At 62.4% G+C, this 23,111-nt stretch carries 16 protein-coding genes; 7 read left to right on the forward strand and 9 right to left on the reverse strand.

Features of this window, described 5'->3' with window-relative positions:
• Positions 1 to 154 precede the first annotated feature (154 nt).
• Positions 155 to 2,038 (forward strand): PINc/VapC family ATPase, encoded by a 1,884-nt coding sequence (locus tag NDI89_RS04875; protein ID WP_277520380.1) that lies wholly within the window; start codon positions 155 to 157, stop codon positions 2,036 to 2,038.
• 200 nt (positions 2,039 to 2,238) lie between these two features.
• Entirely contained in the window at positions 2,239 to 3,156 is a 918-nt protein-coding gene (locus tag NDI89_RS04880) for an NAD+ synthase (protein WP_277520381.1), read from the forward strand.
• Positions 3,157 to 3,259: 103 nt separating this feature from the next.
• Here the strand turns inward: NDI89_RS04880 and NDI89_RS04885 are convergent, their stop codons facing one another.
• The 9 genes from NDI89_RS04885 to tafA form a co-directional block, all read right to left on the reverse strand.
• Entirely contained in the window at positions 3,260 to 3,670 is a 411-nt protein-coding gene (locus NDI89_RS04885; protein ID WP_277520382.1) for a hypothetical protein, read from the reverse strand.
• A gap of 45 nt (positions 3,671 to 3,715) precedes the next feature.
• Positions 3,716 to 4,009, reverse strand: coding sequence for a MarR family transcriptional regulator (locus tag NDI89_RS04890; RefSeq protein WP_006180348.1), 294 nt, complete (start codon positions 4,007 to 4,009; stop codon positions 3,716 to 3,718).
• 238 nt (positions 4,010 to 4,247) lie between these two features.
• Complete coding sequence (locus NDI89_RS04895) at positions 4,248 to 5,858, reverse strand: long-chain-fatty-acid--CoA ligase (RefSeq protein WP_277520383.1); 1,611 nt, start codon at positions 5,856 to 5,858, stop codon at positions 4,248 to 4,250.
• A 214-nt stretch (positions 5,859 to 6,072) separates the two neighbouring features.
• Positions 6,073 to 7,254 (reverse strand): DUF5305 domain-containing protein, encoded by a 1,182-nt coding sequence (locus NDI89_RS04900; protein ID WP_277520384.1) that lies wholly within the window; start codon positions 7,252 to 7,254, stop codon positions 6,073 to 6,075.
• A 134-nt stretch (positions 7,255 to 7,388) separates the two neighbouring features.
• On the reverse strand, positions 7,389 to 8,570 hold the full coding sequence (locus NDI89_RS04905) for a signal peptidase I (RefSeq protein WP_277520385.1): 1,182 nt from the start codon (positions 8,568 to 8,570) through the stop codon (positions 7,389 to 7,391).
• A 133-nt stretch (positions 8,571 to 8,703) separates the two neighbouring features.
• Positions 8,704 to 9,930: a CARDB domain-containing protein gene (locus NDI89_RS04910; RefSeq protein WP_277520386.1), complete on the reverse strand. Its 1,227-nt coding sequence runs from the start codon at positions 9,928 to 9,930 to the stop codon at positions 8,704 to 8,706.
• A 61-nt stretch (positions 9,931 to 9,991) separates the two neighbouring features.
• The gene (locus tag NDI89_RS04915; protein WP_277520387.1) at positions 9,992 to 10,387 is read right to left on the reverse strand and encodes a hypothetical protein; all 396 of its coding nucleotides are present in this window, start codon (positions 10,385 to 10,387) and stop codon (positions 9,992 to 9,994) included.
• Between the two features lie 470 nt (positions 10,388 to 10,857).
• Positions 10,858 to 11,727 carry a hypothetical protein gene (locus tag NDI89_RS04920; protein ID WP_277520388.1) on the reverse strand — a complete coding sequence of 290 codons (870 nt, stop codon included), beginning with the start codon at positions 11,725 to 11,727 and terminating at the stop codon, positions 10,858 to 10,860.
• An 82-nt stretch (positions 11,728 to 11,809) separates the two neighbouring features.
• A complete protein-coding gene (tafA, locus tag NDI89_RS04925) occupies positions 11,810 to 12,406 on the reverse strand; it encodes a fimbrial protein TafA (protein ID WP_277520389.1) in 597 nt (198 codons plus the stop codon).
• A 451-nt stretch (positions 12,407 to 12,857) separates the two neighbouring features.
• Between tafA and NDI89_RS04930 the strand changes: the two genes are divergently transcribed.
• The 5 genes from NDI89_RS04930 to NDI89_RS04950 all read left to right on the forward strand — a co-directional run bounded on the left by NDI89_RS04930 (position 12,858) and on the right by NDI89_RS04950 (position 22,949).
• Positions 12,858 to 15,941, forward strand: a complete 3,084-nt coding sequence (locus NDI89_RS04930; protein WP_277520390.1) for a DUF7289 family protein — start codon at positions 12,858 to 12,860, stop codon at positions 15,939 to 15,941.
• Between the two features lie 105 nt (positions 15,942 to 16,046).
• Positions 16,047 to 16,556, forward strand: a complete 510-nt coding sequence (locus tag NDI89_RS04935) for a hypothetical protein (RefSeq protein ID WP_277520391.1) — start codon at positions 16,047 to 16,049, stop codon at positions 16,554 to 16,556.
• A gap of 260 nt (positions 16,557 to 16,816) precedes the next feature.
• On the forward strand, positions 16,817 to 20,827 hold the full coding sequence (locus NDI89_RS04940; RefSeq protein WP_277520392.1) for a DUF7289 family protein: 4,011 nt from the start codon (positions 16,817 to 16,819) through the stop codon (positions 20,825 to 20,827).
• A 212-nt stretch (positions 20,828 to 21,039) separates the two neighbouring features.
• Positions 21,040 to 21,612 carry a DUF7344 domain-containing protein gene (locus NDI89_RS04945; RefSeq protein ID WP_277520393.1) on the forward strand — a complete coding sequence of 191 codons (573 nt, stop codon included), beginning with the start codon at positions 21,040 to 21,042 and terminating at the stop codon, positions 21,610 to 21,612.
• Positions 21,613 to 21,614: 2 nt separating this feature from the next.
• Complete coding sequence (locus NDI89_RS04950) at positions 21,615 to 22,949, forward strand: bactofilin family protein (protein WP_277520394.1); 1,335 nt, start codon at positions 21,615 to 21,617, stop codon at positions 22,947 to 22,949.
• The last annotated feature ends 162 nt before the right edge of the window (positions 22,950 to 23,111 follow it).

Raw genomic sequence — 23,111 nt, forward strand, 5'->3', positions numbered from 1 at the left:
GAAGCGTGTTCGGCCGTTCGATTAAGGGCCCGTGAGTGTTCCCGGCGAATAGGAACGTGCGTCCGAGTCACACGGGCGATACGCTGATGAACGACGACGTTCGGCGCGGATTCGGTGTGGACACCCTTATAGGCGTACGTCGACCAGTTTACGTATGAACGTCGTGCCGGATACGAGCGTGGTCATCGACGGCCGCGTCTCGGCGACTATCGAAGACGGGCAGTTCGAGGGAGCGACGATCTGCGTCCCCGAGGCGGTCGTCGCGGAACTCGAGGCGCAGGCCAACGACGGGATCGACAGCGGCTGGGACGGCCTCGAGGAGCTCCAGCGGCTGGCCGACCTCGCCGACGACGGGGTCATCGAACTCCGGTACGTCGGCGAGCGGCCCAGCGCCATCGAGCGGGGCCACGCCTCCGAGGGCGAGATCGACGCGCTGATCCGCGATCTCGCGGAGGAGCTGGACGCGACCTTCGTCACGAGCGACATCGTCCAGTCCGAGGTCGCCCGGGCGAAGGGCCTCGACGTACAGCACGTCTCGCCGGAAGTTCGCGAGGTCGGAACGCTGACCGTCGAGGAGTTCTTCGACGATCAGACGATGAGCGTCCACCTCAAGACCGACGCCGTCCCGAAGGCCAAACGCGGTGAACTCGGGGCAATGGCCTACGAGCCGATCGCCGACGAACCGCTCGACGAGGCGACGATGGACGAGTACGCCCGCGAGGTCGTCGACGGCGCGAAGGAGGCCCCCGACGGCTTCATCGAACTCTCCGAACCGGGCATGAAGATCGTCCAGTTCCGGGACTACCGGATCGCGATCGGCCGCCCGCCGTTCTCCGACGGCATCGAGATCACGGCCGTCCGCCCGATCGCCCAGACCGACATCGAGGACTACGAGCACGCCGACGAACTGAAAGAACGGCTGCTCGAGCGCCAGCGCGGCGTCCTCATCTCGGGTGCGCCCGGGGCCGGGAAGTCGACGTTCGCGCAGGCGGTCGCCCGCTACATCGCGGATCACGACTACTCCGTCAAGACGATGGAGAAACCGCGGGACCTGCAGGTCGGCCCCGACATCACCCAGTACACGGAACTGGGCGGCGAGATGGCGAAGACCGCAGACGCGCTGTTGATGGTCCGACCGGACTACACGATCTACGACGAGGTCCGCAAGACCGACGACTTCGAGGTCTTCGCCGACATGCGCCTGGCCGGCGTCGGGATGATCGGCGTCGTCCACGCGACGCGACCGATCGACGCGCTGCAGCGGCTGGTCGGCCGGGTCGAGCTCGGAATGATCCCGCAGGTCGTCGACACCGTCGTCTACATCGAGGCCGGCGAGGTCTCGACGGTGTACGACGTGAAGACGGAGGTCAAGGTCCCCGCCGGACTCACCGAGGAGGACCTCGCCCGCCCCGTCATTCAGGTCACGGACTTCCAGACCGGCGAGCCCGAGTACGAGATCTACACCTTCAACCGCCAGGTCGTCACCGTCCCGCTGAAAGACGAGGACGGCGGCCCGGCCGACGAGTCCGGCGTCGACCGCATCGCCAAACAGGAGATCGAACGGGAGATCCGCTCGATCGCACACGGCTACGTCGACGTCGAACTCAGGAGCCAGGACAAGGCCGTCGTCTACGTGGAAGAGGACGATATCTCGAGCGTCATCGGCAAAGGCGGCGGTCGAATCACCGATATCGAGAACCGGCTGGGGATCGACATCGACGTCCGCACCCACGACGAGAACCCCAACTACGGCGCGGGAAGCGGCTCCGGCGGTGCCAGCGCGAATAGCGGCGGAAGTAGCGGCGGGGATTCACAGCCCGGCCAGATGGTCCAGCCCGAGATCACCTCGCGACACATCGTCATCCCCGTCGACGGCAACCACGGCGAAACCGTCGAAGTCCAGGCCGGCGGCGAGTACCTCTTCACCGCGACGGTGAGCCGCGGCGGCGAAATTCAGGTATCGCGCGGGAGTGCGATCGCGGAAGAACTCGAGCGGGCGATCGATCGGAAAGACCCGGTGACGATCGTCCCGTCGTAGCGTCGCCGAGACGAGCGGGATCCCGTCCGTTCAGGAATTGCGATTTTCGAGGAAGATATTTCGACGAACGGTCAGTGAAAAGGACCAGACGCGATCATGCGACCCCGAAACACGAATATAACTACTAGCTGTTTAAGGATTAGCTTCATATATGGGACGATCGTCTACTGAGTTAGAGTGAACCAGAGTGATTCCAACGGATGAGCGCATATAGCGAGACGTTCGTCTATTCCGACGTCGAACGCACGAACGGACCGTTTCACACTGATTACCGCTCGCTCGAGACGATACGCGAGCGAATCGTCGCCGATATCCGGACGAGAGTCGCGAACGCGGGAGCGGCAGGTGTCGTCGTCGCGATGAGCGGCGGCATCGACTCGACCCTGACGACGGCGCTGGCGGTCGAAGCCCTCGGTACCGACCGCGTCCTCGGGCTGGGACTGCCCTGCCACAAGGCCGAGGGCGCCCACGTCAGCGACGCCCGGACGATCGCCGAGGGAATGGGAATCGACTTCGAGGAGATCCAGTTGCGCCCGCTCCTCGAGGCCTTCGAGGGGACGGTCGCGAGCGAACTCGAGCCGGAAGGGGCCTCGAGTGAGGGGGCCGACGAACGAGCCCTCGAAACAGGCAACGTCGTCGCGCGGTTGCGGATGGTCACCGCGTACTACGCGGCGAACAGGGGGTCGCGGCTCGTGCTCGGCACCGCGAACCGGTCCGAGCAGTTACTCGGCTACTTCACCAAGTACGGGGACGGTGCGGCCGACGCCTATCCGATCGGCGAGTGCTACAAGACGGAGGTCCGAGCGCTCGCGAAACACGTCGGGATTCCCCGCCGAATCATCGGCAAGGAACCGACGGCGGGGTTCTGGGCGACGCAGACCGACGCCGACGAACTCGGCGCGCAATACGACGTGATCGACCCGCTGTTGTATCGGCTCGTCGACGAGGGGCTCCCGCTGGAAGAAGCCGTCACGGATCTCCGAATCGACCGCGAGACGGCCGAAGAAATCGCACTGAGACACGAGGAGACCGCTCACAAGCGGTCGACGCCGCCGACGCCGGGGATCGCGTGGCGAACCGACGAGCGCAGCGGAGAGGAGTCGGGCTCGCTCGAGTAGGAACGGGACCTCCCGATCGAATCGCGCCGCACCTCTCGCCGACCGGGACGGAGTGCCCGACGGACCGCCAGTGGTCGGGCGAGCGGCTCGTTCAGTGTCGGTCTCAGCCGTCCGTTTCGATAGAGTAGACCTCCGGATTGCGCCACCAGAACAGTCCCCAGGCCAAAAGGAATCCACCCCCCATCGCGATCACGTCCTGAACGAAGTTCGGAAGCCCCAGCCCGGCGATCCCGACGAGCACGATGGCAGACCCGAGAGCCGCCCCCGTCACGACGAAGAGAACGTCCCCGGCGATTCGGGTTCGGGAGTGCTGCCAGTAGTGCTGTCGCTCCTCGTCGTACCAGACGCCGACGTAGATCAACACCGGTGCCATGGTCGTGATGACCGTGATCGATTGATACGTCTCGGCGAAGACGGCGGGCACCAGCAACAGATTGAGAACCGACGAAACGAGCGATGCCAGAAACAGACCGAGCAGCAACCAACCCCATCGCGGGAGTCGTTCTTTCTCCATACCGGATCCGCTCACCGCTGGGAAATAATCCTGGCGCTCTCGCCGTTATTCCGCGCAGCAGGCGTCTTTTTTCGGGGATTCCTCGACGCCGTTTCCGTCGGCCGCGACCGGCTCCTCGAGTCGATAGAGGCTCTGTCGAGCGTCCGCAAAGTAGATGTCCTCGTCGACGATCCCGATCTCTTCGAGGCGCTCGAGGGCGTATCGCACCGTTCGGGCCGAGAGCATCGATTCTTCGACGATCTGTTTCTGCGTCAGCGGCCCGTCGTACTCGAGAACCTTGAAAACGAGTTTCGCACTCGGTGGCAAGTCTTCGATTTCTTCCCCGTCGGTCTCTGCCATACTACGATTCGAAACGCGCCAGCAGTATAAAAGTTGAGCCTTACCGAGAGGGGACGCTGATATATTACAATATGTTTTTTCCAGTAAACTGCTTTCTGAGGTATTGAGGAGCCATATTTTTAGCGCGTGGCCCGAGAGGTGAAACCCGTCGTGACCCGGGACAGTCATCGATTCGGACGGATCCTCACCAGCGGCCCTGAAACGATTCGATCCCCGATCGAATAGGAACCGGCAGCGATTATCCCTCGCCGATCATCCGGTCTTCGTCCGCCCACTCCCGCTGGCGGAGTTCGTACTTCTGGGTCTTCCCGGTGGCAGTCTTCGGCAGCTCCTCGACGTACTCGACCCGGCGGACGACCTTGTACCCCGCCAACTGGTTCCGGGTGAACTCGGTCAGTTCGTCCGCCGAGACCGGCGGGTTATCCGGGTCGTCGTTCGACGGCACCACGAACGCCTTCGGCGTCTCGCCCCACTCGTCGCTCGGTGCCGGAATCACCGCCGCGTCCGCCACTGCGTCGTGGTCGAACAAGGTGTCCTCGAGTTCGATGCTCGAGATATTCTCGCCCCCGGAGATGATGATGTCCTTCTTCCGATCACGGATCGCGATCAGTCCGTTCTCGTCGACCGTCGCGAGGTCGCCGGTGTGGTAGTAGCCCGCGACGCGGTCGTTGAAGGCCTCCTCGGTCGCCTCGGGTTTGTTCCAGTAGCGGTCCATGATCTGGTTGCCCCGGACGACGATCTCGCCGAGCGTCCCGTCGTCGCGGGGGACGTCCTCGCCGTCCTCGTCGACGACGCGAACGTCGGTGCCGAGGACGCCCATCCCCTGGCGTTTCTTGATCTCGAAGCGGTTGTCGTCGGTCATGAGTCGCTTCGCGTCGGAGATGGTGATCAGCGGTCCCGTCTCGGTCGCGCCGTAGAGGTGTTTCAGGTACCAGCCAAAGCGGTCCTCGACGGCCCGGATGGTCGCTTCGGGCGGCGCGCTGCCCGCGGTCGTCACGCGAACCTGCTCCTCGCCCGTCATCTCCGGCTCGCCCTCGCTCTCGTAGTAATCGATCAGCTGGTTGAGCACCGCCGGCGCCGCACAGAGAAGTGACACGTCCTCCTCGCGGATCGAGGAGACGATCTGATCGGGGTTGACCCCGCGCGTACAGACGTGGGTCGCGCCCATTCCGGTCACCGCGTAGATGTGCCCCCAGCCGTTGACGTGGAACATGGGCAGCGTCCACAGGTAAGTGTCGTCGTCGGTGATCTCGTGGTAGATCGACATCAGGTAGGCGTGGATCGTCTCGGTCCGGTGGGTGCGACAGACACCCTTCGGGTCGCCCGTCGTCCCCGAGGTGTAGTTGATCGTGATGATCTCGTCCTCGGCCATCTCGGGCTGGTCGAATTCGGTCCCAGTGTCCGAGATCACGTCGTCGAAGTCCTCCCACTCGCCGTCGACGGCATCCGCGTCGTTCGTCACGAACGTCTCCGTCGGCACCTCGTCGCGGATCCCTTCGATCTTCTCGGCGTACTCGTAATCGGCGTAGATCGCGTCGACCCCCGCGTCCGACAGGATGTACTCGTAGTCGTCCGGCTCGAGGCGGTAGTTCAGCGGCGTGTGAACGGCACCGAGTTGCATCGCGCCGAACGCCGCCTCGAGGTGATAGTGCGTGTTCGGGTCGAGGACGGCGACCCGATCGCCCTTCTCGATCCCTCGCTCCTGGAGCGCCGCCGCGAAGCGATCGGTCCGCTCACCGAGCTCGGCGTACGTGAATCGATCACCCGCTGCACCCACGACGGCCTCCTGATCCCCGTAGTACTCCCGCGCCTGCTCGAGGAAATCCGTGACAATGAGTGGCGTTTCCATACGGTACAAACGTCGCGAATCCGCCGTATACATATTTTGTTTTATACCCGATACGCGTACGACTTTCGGGCTCGATTCGTCCGGAAGAAAGTCGAGCGATAGCTCTCCGTCACCGAATACGTCCCAGATCGATTAGTTATCATTATATCGACTGATCTGGTGATTCGAGGGACGTCAAGACGCTCCACACGAGTATAGAGTCAGAGATCTGAGACTAGAGCTGTTCCCAGACCTCCTCGTCGTCCTCGAAGCCGTCCGGATCCTCCGGCGACGCGAACTCGTCGCTCGGATCGAGTTCCGAGAGATCCTCGGCCGATACGTCTCCATCGCCGTCGATGACGGCCGGCTGCTCCTCCAGATCCATCTCCGGCCAGGCGGTCTCCTCCCAGAGGCCGCGGTCGCTGTAGTAGTAGACGACGCCGTCGTTGACCACCGCGAACAACCCTCGTTGCTCGTCGTGGACGACGCGCTCGTTCGTGTCGATCGCGACGTCGACGACGTCCTCGAGCGTGTCCAGGGAGACGTGATAGTCGCCGATCCACATCGGAATCGAACCCCGCGAGATCCACTCGGCGTATCGCTGTTCGTGGACGGCCCGACGGGCGGCTTCGATGTCGGTCGGAGACCGGCGGGAGACGAACGCCGCGCCGGCCAGCGAGAGCGTTCCGAGCACCGACAGGCCACCGATGAGTGCCGGACTGCGGGATTCGGTCGTCCGGTTCGTCCCGCTCTGGTAGCTGTGCGTCGCGGCGTCGGACAGCGATTCCTCGAGCCAGTAGGCGTCGTCCGTGATCCGCACCGGCGTCGTCGTCGTGAGCGTTCCCTGCTGACGACCCGTATCGTACTCGACGCGGAGTTCCAGCGTGAGCTGGACCGTTCCGATTCCGCTGACCTCCCGCTGGAGTTCGCGCTGTCGCTGGCGGTACGATTCGACGTCGATCGTCGCGTCCGACGTCGCGACGCCGTTCTCGACCGACGGCGACTCCCGGAGCACCTGGTGGGTTTCGTTCCAGAACGACGCCCCGTCGCGAGTCGCCTCGAACCGGAGCGTGAGCTCGTGAGTGACGCTTCCGTCCTCGACCGGGACGCCGCCGTCGTTTCGCAACCTCGTTTCCGGTTCGACGGTCAGCTCCGGTGACGTGTTCAGAAAGTAGACCGAACTGTTCGTGAGCCGCTCGCCTTCGGTCCAGAGCGTGCCGCTTTCGGTGACGACGGCGCTCGTCTGCGCGTCGGCCGTAACGCGTTCCTCCTCGAACGTCGGCGACGTCGTCGTCTCCGGGTTCGCGACCGCCCACCCGGTCGCACCGATCGCGAGGGCACCGATAACGACCAACGCGATCGCGATCGACCGTCCCTGTTTGGCGAGCAACAACTCGAGGCGCGGATTGTCGATCATTCGTTGGCTCCAGCACTCGCCTGCCCGGACGCGCCCGCTGGCCGAACGGTTCGGTTCCGAACTGTTCGGTCATCGGGACAATACATGCGCTAGTGAAAGAAATCAACCACTATAAGGGTAGTGGCCCCGGGTCGTTACTCTCGATCCTCGAACCACTTCCGAAGCCGTCGCTCGAGTCGGGTGGACAGCGGGACGTGACTCCCCGCGGATCGAAACCGAATGTCGGAACTACCGAACAGAACGAGCACGAGTACGACGGCGATCCCGACGATAACGCCGTTTACTGCTCCGATAGCGGCGAGCGGATGGACTCCGTGGAGCCAGACGAGCACGGACGGCGGCAGCACGGCGAGATATCGATACTCGCCGAGGTGACGAACGTACTCGCCCGTTTCGCTGGGAGCGGACAGCGTCACCGTCGTCTCCCCGCTCCCCCGAATGCCGACCGTCTGCCACGTCGGATCGGCACTGATCCCGCCGCTTTCCGCCTCGTGGACGACCACCACGGGGAGGTATCCGGCGTTGTCGACGGTACGAGTGAAGTCGGTCGTCTCGCCGGGAGCGACGATCTGTGGGTCCTCGGTGGGCGACTCCGAACTGACCAGCCCGTACTCGGTGGTCCCCGACGGGACGACCATCGCCGCGGTCGCGAACGTCACGAACACGACCAGAACGAGCCCGAGCGCGGTCCAGAACGCGATCACGTTCTCGCGCGAGCGCGACCTCGTCGCCTCGCGTCGCGTCGGCCCCACCTGCTCGAGCAATACCCCGAACCCGAGCATGGCGACGCCGAGTGCGACGAGCACGGAGCCCAGCCCGTTCGATGACGCTGTCGTCGTGAGCCCGAAAACCGGGGCGACCGCACCGTACGCTCGCTCGACGAGTCCCTGAGCCCCCATGATCGCGGTGCCGAGATACGGGATCGTGACGACCTCACCGCCGACCTGCAGGGTTTTGGCGACGATCTGGCCGTCGGTAACGTGGGGCTCACCGCCGTCCTGATCGGTAAAGGGGTTCGCGTCGCCTTTCGTGACGTACCCCTCCTCCGTCTCGCCGACCACGCGGTGAGTCGTCAGTCCGCCGTCGTGGAGCTCTCTGGCCTGGTAGACGACGACATCGCCCTCCTCGACGGGACCGGCGACGACGCTCGGAATCGCGACGAAGCCGTCGCCCGCGTCCATCGCGGGTTCCATGCTTCCGGTCGCGACGTACCCGAGCAGGATCGGCTGCCCGAGGAGTTGTCCGACTATCAGGAGGATTATAGCCAGGACGACGACGAGGCCGACACCTCGCTTGACGAGCGTAGCCGGAGTCATTAGCCGATTGAACGAGCAGTCATGGGTGGCTGACGGTACAACTGAACTATACTTCGTTTCCAGGAGTATAAAGCTCGCGAGAGAACCGACCGACTGGTCGAGCGGAGCGTACGGCCGTGGGATACCCTCGCGGCTACCGGGCGAACGCCCATTTCCGATTCGCAGCGACCGCCAGGAACAACAGCCCCGCCGTCGTCGGCGGCGCGAGCGCTGCGGTCGTCGCCGCCGAAAGCTCGCGGTTCGGCATCGGAACCGGAGCCGGCCGGTCGGAGACGGTCACCGTTCCAGCAGTGACGCCGCTCACGCTGATCTCGTACGTCCCCGCGCGGTCGAACCCGCGGTCGAACGAGACCGTCCGCTCGCCGTTCGCCGGGATCGAAACGAGCCGGCTCTCGACGACGATCCCGTCGACGGAAAGCTCGAGCGTGCGCTCGACCGTCGCGTTAGTCGGGTTCCGTACCGTCGCCCGAACCGCCGTCGACTCGCCGACGGTGATATCGGCGGTCGTATCGCTATCGTCGATAGCCACGTCGTCCACGACGCCCGCATCGACGATGGCGACCGGCGGCCCCTCGACGGTAACCGATTCGCTCCCGACGCCGTCGATACCGACGGCGTACGTTCCCGGCCAGTCCATGCGGCGCTCGAACGTCACGGTCGTCTCTTCCCCGGGCCGGAGTTCGATCCGCTGTCGGTCGACGACGGTTCCGTCGACGGTCAGCGTCGCCACGGCCGTCCCCCTCGCATCACCGGCGTTTCGATACGTCGCGCTCGCCGTCAGCGTCTCGCCGGTCTCGAGCGTCGTCGGCGAGAGCGTCAGCTCCGACCCCAGGATAGTCGCCGACGAGCTCGACCCGTCGTCCGCGCTGTCGCCGGTACCTCCGTTCGTCCCGTCCCCACCTGTCCCGTCCTCGCTCGTGTCGTCTTCGTCCGCGTACCCCACCGCGACCGTGAACGTCTCCGTTCCGGCCGTCGCGACGGACGAGTCGACCGCCACTCCCACCCTGATACTGTCGCCGGGGTCCGGCTCGAGTCGCGAGTCGTTCGTGACCGCCGACCCGTCCGCGTGGAAGGTCACACCCTCGACGTCGTGATCGATCCACACTGCTTCGACGTCGTCGGCGTCGTCACCGATCGCGATCGTGAACACGTCGGCAAACCGCGTCTCCGTGTTGGCGACCACGCCGAGATCGAGCCTGAGCTCGCCGTCGTCGATCGTCGCGTACCGATCGTCGACGGACTCGAGAACGACATCGTCGTCCGTCCGATCCTCCCCCACAGTGATCGCCGCAGTCGGAACTACGAGCGCGAGGAGAAAGCAGAGCAGCGCGGCGACGAGTGGGGTCTTTACTGATGACATATATAGGACTCGTCCGAACGGTACCCGAGACCGATTCCGAAGGGACTGTCGCTAATCGTGACTACGCTGACGTGTCCGTTGCCGTAAACGTAATCGTCTGGGTCGCGTCCACGCTGTTCTGGCCCTGCAGGTCGATTTCGACATCGAACGTCATATCCCCATCAACACCGATGGTCGCCGTATTTCCACTCAGTGCAGTATCTCTCCCACCGGATCCATCCGGATCGTAGAGAAACGTGACGTCCTCATTGGTCGAGACGTCGAGATCGACTTCGTTACTCCCGTTGTTGGAAATCGTCAGCAGACCGTTGAATGTAGTCACGGCATCAGCATTGAGATCCGAGAATTGTAGCGCAAGTACATCACCAGTGCCGTTGTTACTCACTCCGCTAAATTCACTAGTAGTGGCGGATAGTGCCAACAGCGCACTCCCATCGCCGGTCGTCTGAATGGTCATCTCTCGATCCGCTTCCACGCTACTGAACGCGCCCGTTCCGAGTGCTGCGCCGCCGCCGGCGACGATCGTTCCGAGCCCGACTAACACGTTTCGTCTGTTCATTCTCATGGTATGCTCACCGTACGGTTCGCCCGGCACCGGTTACGGGTGCCGTACGATTCTGGTCCTTCCTAAACCGTCTCCCTACTTTGTATTGATCACCGAGAACGATTACACGAACACCAATACTCGCGACGGACGGAACGGATGGTCTTCAAGCCGAGCTTGAGCGATCGAAATCGGCCGTCTCAGTGTCACGATAGAATGCAGTAAAGCAGCATGGAACATGACACACAGCACTCGCGTCCGAGTCCGCCGGACCGATTTCGACTCGATCACCACTCGAGTTCGGTAGATCGAATCCGTTGCGATGGCCCGATCCAGCGAGCGTCGCGAAAAACGTTCTCGCTGAGAGCGAAAACTCAGGACCGTTAGAAGTCACACCCGCTCAGACAGAGCGTCTCGACGCTCGTGCTGCCGTCGCTGAACGCCAGCGTCACCCTGACGTCGTCGCCTTTCATTTTGGCGTTCTTTCCTTGACCGTCCAGGAACCGATCGAACCTGAAGCCGTTCGTCTCGTTTACGGTCAGCGTCACCTCGTCGCCGTCATCGAACCCGATGACCGTCGCGTTCCCGGGGTCGCTACTATCGATCGGGATACCTTCGGAAACGAGGCTCACGCCACGGTCGAGATCGACCAGAATCTCGTCGGGACCGCCGTCGACCCGAACCGCGTCGGCGTTCGTGGTTTCGTTGATACCGAGTCCGACGATCGTGACGTCGATCGAACCGGTGTTCTCGAGTTCGAACTCGTATTTCCCGCTGTTCCCCGCGGACTTCACGCTGGCCGTCACCTGAATCTGTTCGGCCTGCGGAATCGCCGCGGTCCGCTGGGCAGTGATCGCTCCAGCGACGGAGCCGTCGGTGGCGATCAGTTCCGCGGCGATGTCGAGCGGTGCTTCCTCGCTATCGGCGGTGATCGGCGCTTCGACACCGTCGTCGATCGCGATATCGAATGACACCGGAACCGGCTCGAAGGAATCAGTGTTCCCGACGTCGACCTCGACGCTCGCGTCCGAGGAATCGAGTTCGACGGCGAGCGTCTGGGACGAACGGTTGACGAACTCCGGCGTCGTACTGGCGTCCTCGATGCCGACGAGGCCGAGCTGGGCGTTCGGATCGTCGGCAGCGCTCACGGTGACCCCTCGAGCGGCAGTAGTCGCGCTAAACGCGCCGGTGTCGTACACCGCTCCCACGCCGATCGAGATGATTCCGAGACCGATGAATGCTCGGCGCTTCATACTATCATTGTACGGTTCAGTATATTACGTCCGCTGATTCGATACTCGATACCGATCTCGTTCGATGAGTAGCCTGACGAACTCAGGCTTCCGTGATCGTGATTTCGAGCGTGCCGCTGTCGTTACTGCCACCGGTATTGATATCGGTACTGATCGCTTCGGTGTCGCCTCCCGTTCCGAGGTTCGCTGTGTACGACGTGGACTGTGCGTTCGAAGTCCCGTTGAATTCGACGCTCGGGCCGCCCGTCGCCTCGAATTTGACATCGAAGGCCTGGCTGGTGGATCCGTCGTCGTTGACGACCGTAAAGAGGTCGGTATACGACACGGTCGCGTTCGGCGGAAGCTCGCTTCCGTCGGGGCCGACGACGATTGTCACGTCGTTTTGCATGAGGCTGACGTCGGTGTCACTCGGAGAAAAGTCAGACTCGTAGGTATCACCGCTATCCGGGAAGAGATTGGCTGGATCGTCGTCATCGGTACCGAGTGCGATGCTACTGTGGTCGCCCACGTGCAGGATGATATCGACGAAATCGGCCGCGATATCGGTGTTCGTAACGACGTTGACGTCGAGCGTTCGGTCCGCGCTCGCGGTACTGAACGCACCCGAGCCGAGCGCTGCTCCGCCACCCGCGACGATCGTTCCCAGTCCAACAACCACGTTGCGTCGATTCATTTTCATTGATTATGGTCTCCGTACCACGCGCCAGCACCGATCCGCGAGGGGTGCCGGTACGCGGTTCTTACACCACTCCATGACTGTCACCCACTTTGTATTGAGCAGGCAGAACTGCCGAAAGACCGTCCATACGTCGGTTCAAGGCGTCGCTGAAGCGATGGTATCGGACACCTATCCGTGCAGCGGCCCCCGAAAGCGCCGCTCGAGTCGATCCGACCCGCGACCGGATGCGTCGACTCGATCGGGGACGAGTTAATTTCGGTAGATAGTGTCAAAATATAAAACAACGCACATAATTCGCAGTACGGATTGCTGCGATGACAGCGAAGTTCGGTCGTCCCGCCGATACGTTGTCTGGGAGCATATCAAGCGTTACTTGAACACTATTGCGAGAATACTCCCACTGATACAAACATACATATTTTTACTATAGGATTCAGGTATTAACACAGAAATGGGGAAAAACAATCGGGGTCAGAAATGCAATTCGACGGGCGATCAACGGGCAGTGAGTCCGCTGGTGGGGGTCATCCTGTTGTTCGCCATCGTCGCGATCGGTGCGATGATGGTGTTCGTCACCGGCGCGTCGATGCTCGATGCGTTCGAATCGGATGCCAACGCGGAACGGGCCCAGCAGGTCATGAGCGAAACCGACCACAGGATCGCGACGGTCGCAGCGACGGGGACGCAACAGGAACTCCCCGAGATGGAGGGGTCGATCACGAACGACGGCTCGATCGAGGTCACGTGGTACAACGCCTCGACCGGGACGAGATGTCCTACAGGACCCGTTAGGGGAGACTTACGCGCTCTCGAGTTCGAACTGAACGATCGGACGATCGCCCATCAGGGCGGTGGCGTCTGGGTGAAGACTGAGAACGGCGTCACCGTCGACTCGGAACCGCAGATCGAGTACGACGGGGACTCGCTACGGCTGCAGATCCTCCAGCTCGAGGAGGGAGACTTCGAGGGCCCCGAGACGGTCGCGAGGGCGAACCACAGCAAGTCGACGAGTCTCACGAAGGACATCAACGACGCTGCCAGCAACTGTCCCGACGCCACCGACATCGAAGTCGAGATCGAAAGCTCGTACTACGAGGGGTGGAATCGGTATCTCGAGGACGCCGTCGGAGACAGCAACGTCGAATCCTACTCCGGCAACCAGACTGTCGAGATGAAGATCCAAAACGTCCGGTCTCCTACCAGCAACCCCACCGTTCTCATCGAGTCGGACGACGGACTGAAAAATACAGTCGGAACGGACGACCAGCGGGTCGAATATAGCGATCCGCTGAAGTTCCGGGCGACGCTGAACAACACCGGAGACAATACGATCACCACACCGATGAGAGTCTCGATCGATGGTGGAGCGATCGTAAAAGATGGCGATAACGCACTGCCCAATGGGCAAACCAAGTCAAATAGGAAAGCCACTGTAAAACAGAGTTCGTACGAAGACACTCTCACACCGGGACAGACGTACGAATATACGATCGAGTCGCTCGACGATTCGGGCAACGTCGAAGACTCGCTCGACAGCCCCGGTGAGTTCTATCTCGGCAAATCCGGGTCGCAGTTCAACGTGACCGACAGCGACGTCACGACGACGTCGACCGGCGACGGAAACGTCACGATCAGCGCCGAGGTGACCAACCGCGGCGTCGAGGAGGGGACCCGAGACGTGACCCTCGAGCTCGAAGAGTACAACGTCACCGCCAGTGAGGAACTCACCCTCGACTACGGTGCGAACGGGACCGTCAGCTGGACGGTCAACGAGAGTGACCTCCCGATCGGCTCGAACGCGTTCACGATCGACACGGGTGACGATACCGCGAACGGAACCGTCACCGGGAAAGCGACCGGCGGCGAGGACGCCTTCGTGGTCGTCGAGGACGAGGGGGTCGGCGACGATCAAGTCGTCGCGGACGACAAGCCGTTCAGCGTCGAAGCAAGCGTCGTGAGCACCTACAGCGGCAAGGAGACCCGAAATGTCAATCTGTCCATTCCGGGTACCGACGTCCACCGATCCGAGCTGATTACCCTCGAGGGCGGCGAAGAGAACACGATCTCGTTCTGGATCGATCCCGACAAGTACGACCTCGAGCCGGGAACAGTCTACGACTACGACATCGACGCCGACGGTACCGGCCTGAGCACTCCCGGATCGTTCTACATCGGGGAGCCCGGAACCAATTTCGAACTGTCGGACGGAAACGCGACGACCGACGACAACGTCACCATCACGGCCGATCTGAAAAACACCGGCGTCGATTCCGGTTCACAGACCGTGACCGTCGAGCTCGAGTACCTCGACGAGATGCCGGCCGAGCTCGAGGACGAGGATCCGTACGGGACGCTCTTCGATGGAGAAATTAATCGGTCGTACGGTGAATCGGACACGATCGAACTGGACCTGAACAGGAGCAGGCTCCTCGACGGTGAGTACCGAGCGACGATTCAGACGGAAGACGAGTCGACGACCACGTCGTTTACCGTTACCGCTGGTGTCGATCCCGGGCGAGCGGGGCTCGACGATCTCGATAACGCCACCGTAGATATTTCGGTGCTGAGCTCGCAGGTTTCCGGAATCAACGGCTACCCGAACGATCACGAACTGGGAACCATGACTCTCGAGGTGCTGACCAAACAGGAGGGGACGACGACGACCGAACACGTATTCGAGAACCCCTCCGGCGGGGAAAACATCAACACGTACCCCAGCTGGCAGGACAAGAGCGATCCGGTCTACAATACCACCCTCGAGATCGAGGAGGAAGCCACGCTGACCCTCGCATCGAGTTCGTACGGGCTCCCGAGCGGTACTTCAGGGTGTAACGTGCAGGAGGAAGCGGAATCGAACTACTTCAGTCCCGTCGACCAGCACAGGTGGTGTGAAGACGTCGACACTTCCTCGGACGATTATCTCGTCGATCAGATCAACGCGACGGCCGACTCACGGGAGCAGAACCTCCGCGTTCGAACGGCGAAAGACAACAGTGTACCGGGTCTCCAGGCGGGGAACGAAGAGCAGGAGAGCGTCGACGAAATTCTCGCCGACGTGTCGGACCCGGTCATCGACCGCGATAGTCTCTGGAACGACGGCGAACTCACTCTCGACGAGAACGAGTTCATTTTCCTGTTTGAGGCCACGACTCAGTGTGGAATGTACGACTCCGGCTGTGCAGAGAGCAACGACGACATCGACGCGCTGTGGGAAAGCGCACGCGACAATACCGGCTCGGGCGATCCGAACTTCAACGACCTGATCGTCTACGTCAACGTCGAGCGAGCGAACGTCGATCCCGGGACGCCGAGTATTACCATCACGCCCGGCGACGGCGACTCGACCGACGTCGACGCCGGCGAGGGTCGTGACGCGGGCGGAGCCGGCGAAATCGACGCCCGCTTCGAGGGAGACACTGACGAAGGCAGCGCTCCCGACGTCGGGACCGGTGATTCGGCCCCCACTGACGGCACGAGCGGAGCCAGCAGCAACACCGGTATCGAGATCGACACCGATCACGTCGTGATCGGCTGACGGGACCACCGCCCTCGAGTCGAACGGGATTCGCGACCGGGTACTCGTCGACGGCAGTGCTCGAGAGCGCGGAGCTCAAATACCCCATCACGGACCACCGATTTCATGCGATCGATCACTACCCTCGGCGTCGCCCTCCTCGTCGTCGGCGGACTCCTGTTCGCCGCCTCGAGCGGTGCGTTCGACTCGCTGGATGCCGATCGAGAGGTGGGGATCGAAACGGCCGACGACGAACGGGCACTCCTCTCACTCGACGTTCCGGAGCGGATCGAATTATCGGACGGGACCCTCGTTTGTGAGGGGTTCTTTTGTTATCGAGGCTACCGCCAGTACGACGTCGAGATCGTCACGATCACGGATCGAACGGCACCTCCCCCGCTGGTCGTTGGTGAGGGGGACGTGTCGCTGGAGGCGGAATCCGGTGACAATCCCTCCCTCGAGGATTGGAACGTGACGACAGTGGACGGCGGGCACGTCGTAGCGGGTCAGATCCGCTGTGATGCACCGTTCGGAGCCCAACAGCCAGCCAATACGGAACTCACGTTCGACATCGAAACCGGCGACGGCGAAATCACGATCAGTCTCGATCGACGAATCGCGATTCAGTGCGCGTAGGTATCGAATCTGGGGTCGGTCGGTGCTCCGACCCGTCGGACGTGTTGTCAAGGAATTATTACTTGCCGAGAACAGGTCCGAACGAACGAGCTACCGCCATCTGACCGGCGTCCGTCGTCGGATACCGCCGTCACCCCATCGAATTACCGTTCAGTGCTTCTTCTACAATATAGACATGATATTTGAATTCGTATTTAGACTTATACTCAGTTTATTACCACATACATTTTTATGCTATCAGGACAGTCTCATAGCGAAGGATGTGGACGGACCAATTCAGAGGGGGCGGCAAGACCAGTCGCGGAGTGAGCCCGGTCGTCGGTGTCGTGTTACTGGTGGCGATCGTCCTGATAGGTGTCACGCTAGTGTTGACGGTGGGGTCGTCAGTACTTGACGGGGTCCAGTCGGAGGCCAACCGCGAACAGGTACACATGTGTATGGACGAGTCGGATCACAGACTCGACACCGTCGCGATGACGGGCCAGGAACAGCCGATGGGGTTCGACGATCAAGTCTGTCAACCGCAGATCGACGGGCACGGAACGCTCTCGGTCACCTGGTATAACAGTTCGGACGGCGACCCGGATTGGTCCGACGACGACCGGGTCGTCTCCGAGGACCTCGGAACCTACGAGTTCGAACTCGAGGACGGAACGCTCGCCCATCAGGGGGGCGGCGTCTGGGAGCGAACCGGTTCCGGGGTCAGAGTCGATAAATCTCCGGAGATCGGCTTCGGGTCCAACGACACACTTCAGTTGAATTTCATGCGCCTCGATTCCGAGGGTGGTATCGGATCGGGCTCGAAGGCCGAACGCGATCACGAGGCTGCCACAAATACGACCGAAAGCCTACGTGGGATAACTGAAAACGCCAGTAGCGACGATTTCGCCGTCAGGATCGAAAGCGAGTACGCCGACGGGTGGGAACGACACTTCGAACGCGAGTCCGAGAACATTACTGAGTGGAACGTCAGTGTGAATCGGACGGCCGAGGACGTCGTGGTCGTGACGGTTGAGGGAATGGGAGACGTACCGGAGACGAGTCATTTCCAGATCGTCGAAGACCGCGGCCTCGTTGACAACGGCGGGACTTCCATCGACGACAATCTCGTCGGAAACGACGAGGATTTTCATATCGATGCCACACTGAAAAATCGCGGAGGGAAAGAGAGTTCCGTCACCGCCAACCTAACCATTCGCGATGAATCAGGGGCAGTCGTTGAGGAACGAACTATCGAATCGGATGGACCGAAGAGGGAACTTGCTGAAAACGAGTCGATAGAGACAGATGAGCAGAGCAACTGGGAGTGGGTAGATGGTTCAGGAAACCACAAGTTCGAACCGGACGATATCGGTCTCACACCGGGACAAAAATACAAATACGATATCGAAACCGATCCGGGCGGGGACACGCTCGATGAGCCGGGATCGTTCTACTACTTGCACGACGATTCACACTACAGCGTCGTCAACAGCACGACCAACGTGTCGGGCGGATTGATCGACATCTCCACGGTCGTACGAAATCTCGGGGACACGGACGGAAGCGCACAGAACGTCACCCTCGAGATCGCGCCGGAGGACGGAAACGAGACCGCCACGTCGACCGCGGAGGTCGAACTCAACAGCACCGAAGCCGCGAACGTTTCGTGGTCGCTCGACGAATCGAAGTGGCCCAAAGGCGACTACGAGTTCACCGTCGAGACGGACGACGACGACGCGAGCGGGACGTTCGAGGTCGAAAACGGCGGCGTCTTCGAGATCACCGAGGACCTGGGAATTCCCGAGGAAAAACAGCTCAACGGGTCCGACGGACAGGTCATCACGGAAGAGGACGACGTCACGATCAGTGCGAACGTAACCAGCACGTACGCCGCCGAACAGACCCAGAACGTCACGCTCGAGGTGCTGGACGAGGACGGAAACGCGATCGACAGCGTCGAAACGGAGGTCACGATCGGTGCCGGCGACACGGAACGAGTCGAACTGACGGCCCCATCGGTCGATGCCGGGGAGATCTACGAGTACGAGCTGCGTACTGAGGGCGATTCCCTCGACGAACTGGGGTCGTTCCTCGTCATCGACGAGCCCGCTCAGTTGTTCATCGACGAGACCACCGTCGTCGACGAGTCGGTCAAGCCGGGTGAGTCGCTGGCGGTCGAGGTCGATATTCGAAATCGGGGTGAAGACGGCGAGCAGTTCGTCTGGATCGAGGGCTTCGACGGGGACGTCGTCACTGTCCGAGAGGTAGCACTCGACGGCGGGACGTCGACGACGGCCACGCTCGAGTGGGGTAGCGTCGCGGTCCCCGATTCGGTCGATAACACCACCGTCACAGTCCAGACGAACAGCGACGAGGACACGGCGGAGATCGATGTCGAACCGCTCCTCATGGTGAACGACGTCACGGTCGACGATCCGGTCGCGCAAGGCGAGTCGGTAGCGATCGACGCCGACGTCGAGGGCGTCGCGGGCGATCCCACTCAGAACGTCGTTCTGGAGGACCCGAACGGCGACCGGGTCGCTTCACAGGAGGTCACCGTATCGGACGGTGAGACCGAGACCGTCGAACTCGAGTACGAGACGGACGGGAACGCGATCACGGACCGCGTCACCGTCCGGACCGACGACGACGAGACGGAGGAAGTCGTCGTGGTCGAACGGGATGGGCCCGACTGTAGTGCGGTTCGCTACGCGGGGAGCGGAACCAGCGACGATCCGTACGAGGTCAGCACCGTCGACCAGCTCCAGTGCATCGATGACGACCTCGATGCGAATTACGAGCTCGTCGATGACATCGACGCCCAGGGGACCGAATACTGGAACGACGGTGCCGGCTTCGAACCGATTGGCGATCAGGAGAGAGGGGAACGGGAATTCTCGGGTAACTTCGACGGCAACGGGAACGCGATCGAAGGGCTTCACATCGACCGCCCGGACGAGGACTTCGTCGGGCTGTTTGCCATCAACTCGTATTTCCACGAAACGTGGAGAGGTATCGGCGAAGGATCGAAAATTCACAACCTGCGACTCGAGAACGTTTCGGTCCACGGACGACAGGTCACCGGCGGGCTGGTCGGTGCAGCCGGCGGCACGATCGAGAACGTCCGTGTGAGCGGCGACGTCACGGCCGAACATCAGGAAGTCGGTGGAATCGTCGGTTCCTCACACAACGCCGATCTGGACAACCGGCTGGTCTCGGAAGCGACGGTCAGCGGCGGAATCCCGGCCAGAGCAACCCACGGGGTGAGCCATCCCTGGGGTGCCAAGAACATGGGCATCGGCGGCATCGTCGGATCGACCGGGTATAATACCAAAGTATCGACTGTGTACTCGCAGGCCGACGTTGAGGGGCCGTTCGCCGTCGGCGGCATCGTCGGCTGGACCTCCGACTATGCCAGCGAAAACAAGCAGATGTACTGGGCCGAAGGAGATATCGAGTTGACGATGACCCAGCCGGAGATCGAATACTACCTGGGTCGGATGGACAGAACCTCTCACACCGATCGGAACACGGGTGGTGCGATCTTCGGTCGCGGTGACGACACCAACGACGAATTCGCCGATAGCGTCTACTACAACAGGTACCATCACTCGTCCCCGTTCGGCGAACACGTCATCGGGGACGAAATCCACGTCAACGAACGGACCACCGACGAAATGCAAGGGCTCGAGGTCACGGAGAGCGGCAACCTCGGCGAACTGGACTACGAGGAGGATGGCGGTCCCTGGGTTGCGATTCCCGATGAGTACCCCCGATTCGCCTGGGAGCTCGCCGCCGAGGGCGCCTTCCAAGTCACCATCGACGACGTCGAGAACGTGACCGCCGGCGAAGCCGCCACGGTCGAGGTCACGGTCACGAGCCTGTACGAGAACAGGGAGGAAACGGACGTCGAACAGACGATCGCCCTCGAGGACCCCGACGGGCGGACGGTGGACACGGAAACGGTGACCCTCTCGAGCGAACTCGGGGAGACCGACGAGGAAACCATCGATCTCGTCTGGCAGACGGACTCGGAAGACAACGGGACCGCCGAGGTCAGCGTTCGGAGCGAGGATACGGAAGATTCCGCACCGATCACCATCGAGCCGGCCGAACACGGGCCCGGAGCCTCGCACGGTCCCGGCGTCGGTCCGGCCCCCGGAGACGGGAGCATCGACGACGACGGCGAACCCGACGTCGGTCCCGGCGAGGCGAGTCGTTCGGGGGGCGGCCCAGCGGGAAGCGATTCGGATATCGACATCGACGTAGACGTCGTCGAGGTTAACTGATCCGCCTCCGGCGCGCGGCGTTACGAGTATCCGACGGCGGCTCGGCCGGATCGAACTCCGGCCGCTGAAACCCATCGAACCGTTACTTCATCGGTACCGCGATCGAACGGAATATCAGCGAGTACCTGCGACCGCTCCGGCAGTCCGCTCCTACCAGTGTTCGGCAACAAGCGTTATGCATCAGTAGACCAGTCATTCGTACTGACAGGGGGATGGCGACAACCAGCGAGAGCGAGCCGACTACCGTCGAGACGCCGGGTAGCGACGACCAGTCACGGGAAGGCGAAATTTTCGACCTCTTGAGCAATCAGCGTCGCCGTTACGCGATCCACTACTGCAAGCGCGAGGACGACCCCGTGACGCTGGGCGAGCTCGCCGAACACGTCGCCGCCTGGGAACTCGACAAGGAGGTGGCGGCGATCACGTCGGCCGAGCGAAAGCGAGTGTACACGTCGCTCCAGCAGACGCATCTTCCGACGCTCGAGCGCGCGGACATGATCGAGTTCGACGATCGAACGATCGAGCTCACCGACGAGGCCGCGGAACTGGACGTCTACCTCGACGTCGTGCCGGCGGACTCGATTCCGTGGGGGACCTACTATCTGGGGCTGGCCGCAGTCGGATCGGTCGTGATGGCCGGGCTGTGGCTCGAGATCGTCCCGACCGAGGCGGTCCCGGAGCTCGGCTGGGCGACGCTGGTGTTCGCGCTGTTCGCCGTCTCGGCGGTCGTCCACGTGGTACAGAATCGACGGATGCGACTCGGCGAGATGGAGCGGCCACCGTAATCATGAACACGGTCGTCAAGCTCGGATTCGTGTTCGTCGCGCTCGGCGCCGTCGCGATGGCCGGGCCCGTCTTCGGGTTCACCACGATCGCGGCGGACAGGGGCGTATCCGCCGAAACCGCGAGCGATGCGAACGCCCTCGTGGGAATCGAGACGACGGGCGAGACGCCCGATAAAAAGAACGATGCCGTCATCGTCGAAATCACGAACAACGCGAATCAGGCGTACGATCCGCTCGAGACGGACGTGACGATCGACGACCCGAACGGTGCACTGGCGGTCAGCAGCGGGTTCGCGACGGCGCTCTCGTCGGGAGACACTACTGGACTGGAGGTGACCTGTGACGGCGGCGGTGACGGCACGGCGACGGTGACCGTAAACGCGAACGCCGTCGGATCGACGCTGGAAGTGCGAGAGGACAGCTACACCACCGCGGTCGACTACAGCTGTACGGGAAAGGGAAGCAACGCGAACTTCGAGGTGCGGAATCCGGGGCTCGGGGCCGATACCGACGAACTCGAGTTCGGCCTCGAGAACGTCGGTAGCGATCGGGCCAAGATTCACGGGATCAGCGTGGACGAAACGACGGCGGAGGCGATTGAAGTCGAAAACGACGGCAACGGAAACCCGCCACCCGTCGAGTTCGGCGGCGCGGAGACCAAAGCCGGTGTCGTCCGGATCGGCGACGGGGAGTACGACCTGCAGGGGAACGAGAAAGTCGGTGCCGGCGAGACGGTGGCGGTCGGGATCTACGGCTTCCAGACCGGTGCGGGCGACCCGGTCTCCGTCGAAGGGGAGGACGTGACGATCTCGCTGTACGGGTCGAAGGGGCGGCTCGACAAGGTAACCGTCTCGGTCCCGGTGTTCCCGTCCGGCGGCGAAGACGTCACGACCGACGGTGACGTGATCCTCGAGGCGGAGGAGACGTCCGGCGGCATCGATGCGGGCGGCGACCTGATCGCAGAGGACAGCAGCAAGATCGACGGCGCGGTCGACGTGGACGGCGAAGTCGACCTCGGCGGAAGCGTCGAGAGCGTCGACACGATCGACGCGGGCGGCGACGTAACGACCGGTCTCGAAAGCAGCGTCAAGAACGACGTCACGTCTCGCGACGGAAGTGTCACGACGGGGGAGAAAAGCACGATCAAGGGAACCGTCGACGCCGGCGAAAACGCGACCGTCGGAGCGAAAGGAGAGGTCGACGGCGACGTCATCGCCGGCGGTGACGTCGTGCTCCGAGAGGACGCGGTCGTCAAGGGCGACGTCACCGCCGACGGCTGCGTCACGCTCGAAGCCGGCGCGCAGGTCAAAGGCGAGATCAGCGAAAACTGCGGGTGACCGAGTGAGCGGGGTCGCACGACCGTGCGGTCTTCTCCGGTACCGATCTCGTCCCGCTCGAGGGGCCTCTCGTGACGTCAGTCGCAGTACGGAAACGGATTACCAGTCAGTTTCTCGGACGAAACCATCATCGAATCGCTCGGTCACCACAGGTTCGACCCC

This window comes from Natrinema salsiterrestre (assembly GCF_029502005.1).
Lineage (GTDB): Archaea > Halobacteriota > Halobacteria > Halobacteriales > Natrialbaceae > Natrinema > Natrinema salsiterrestre.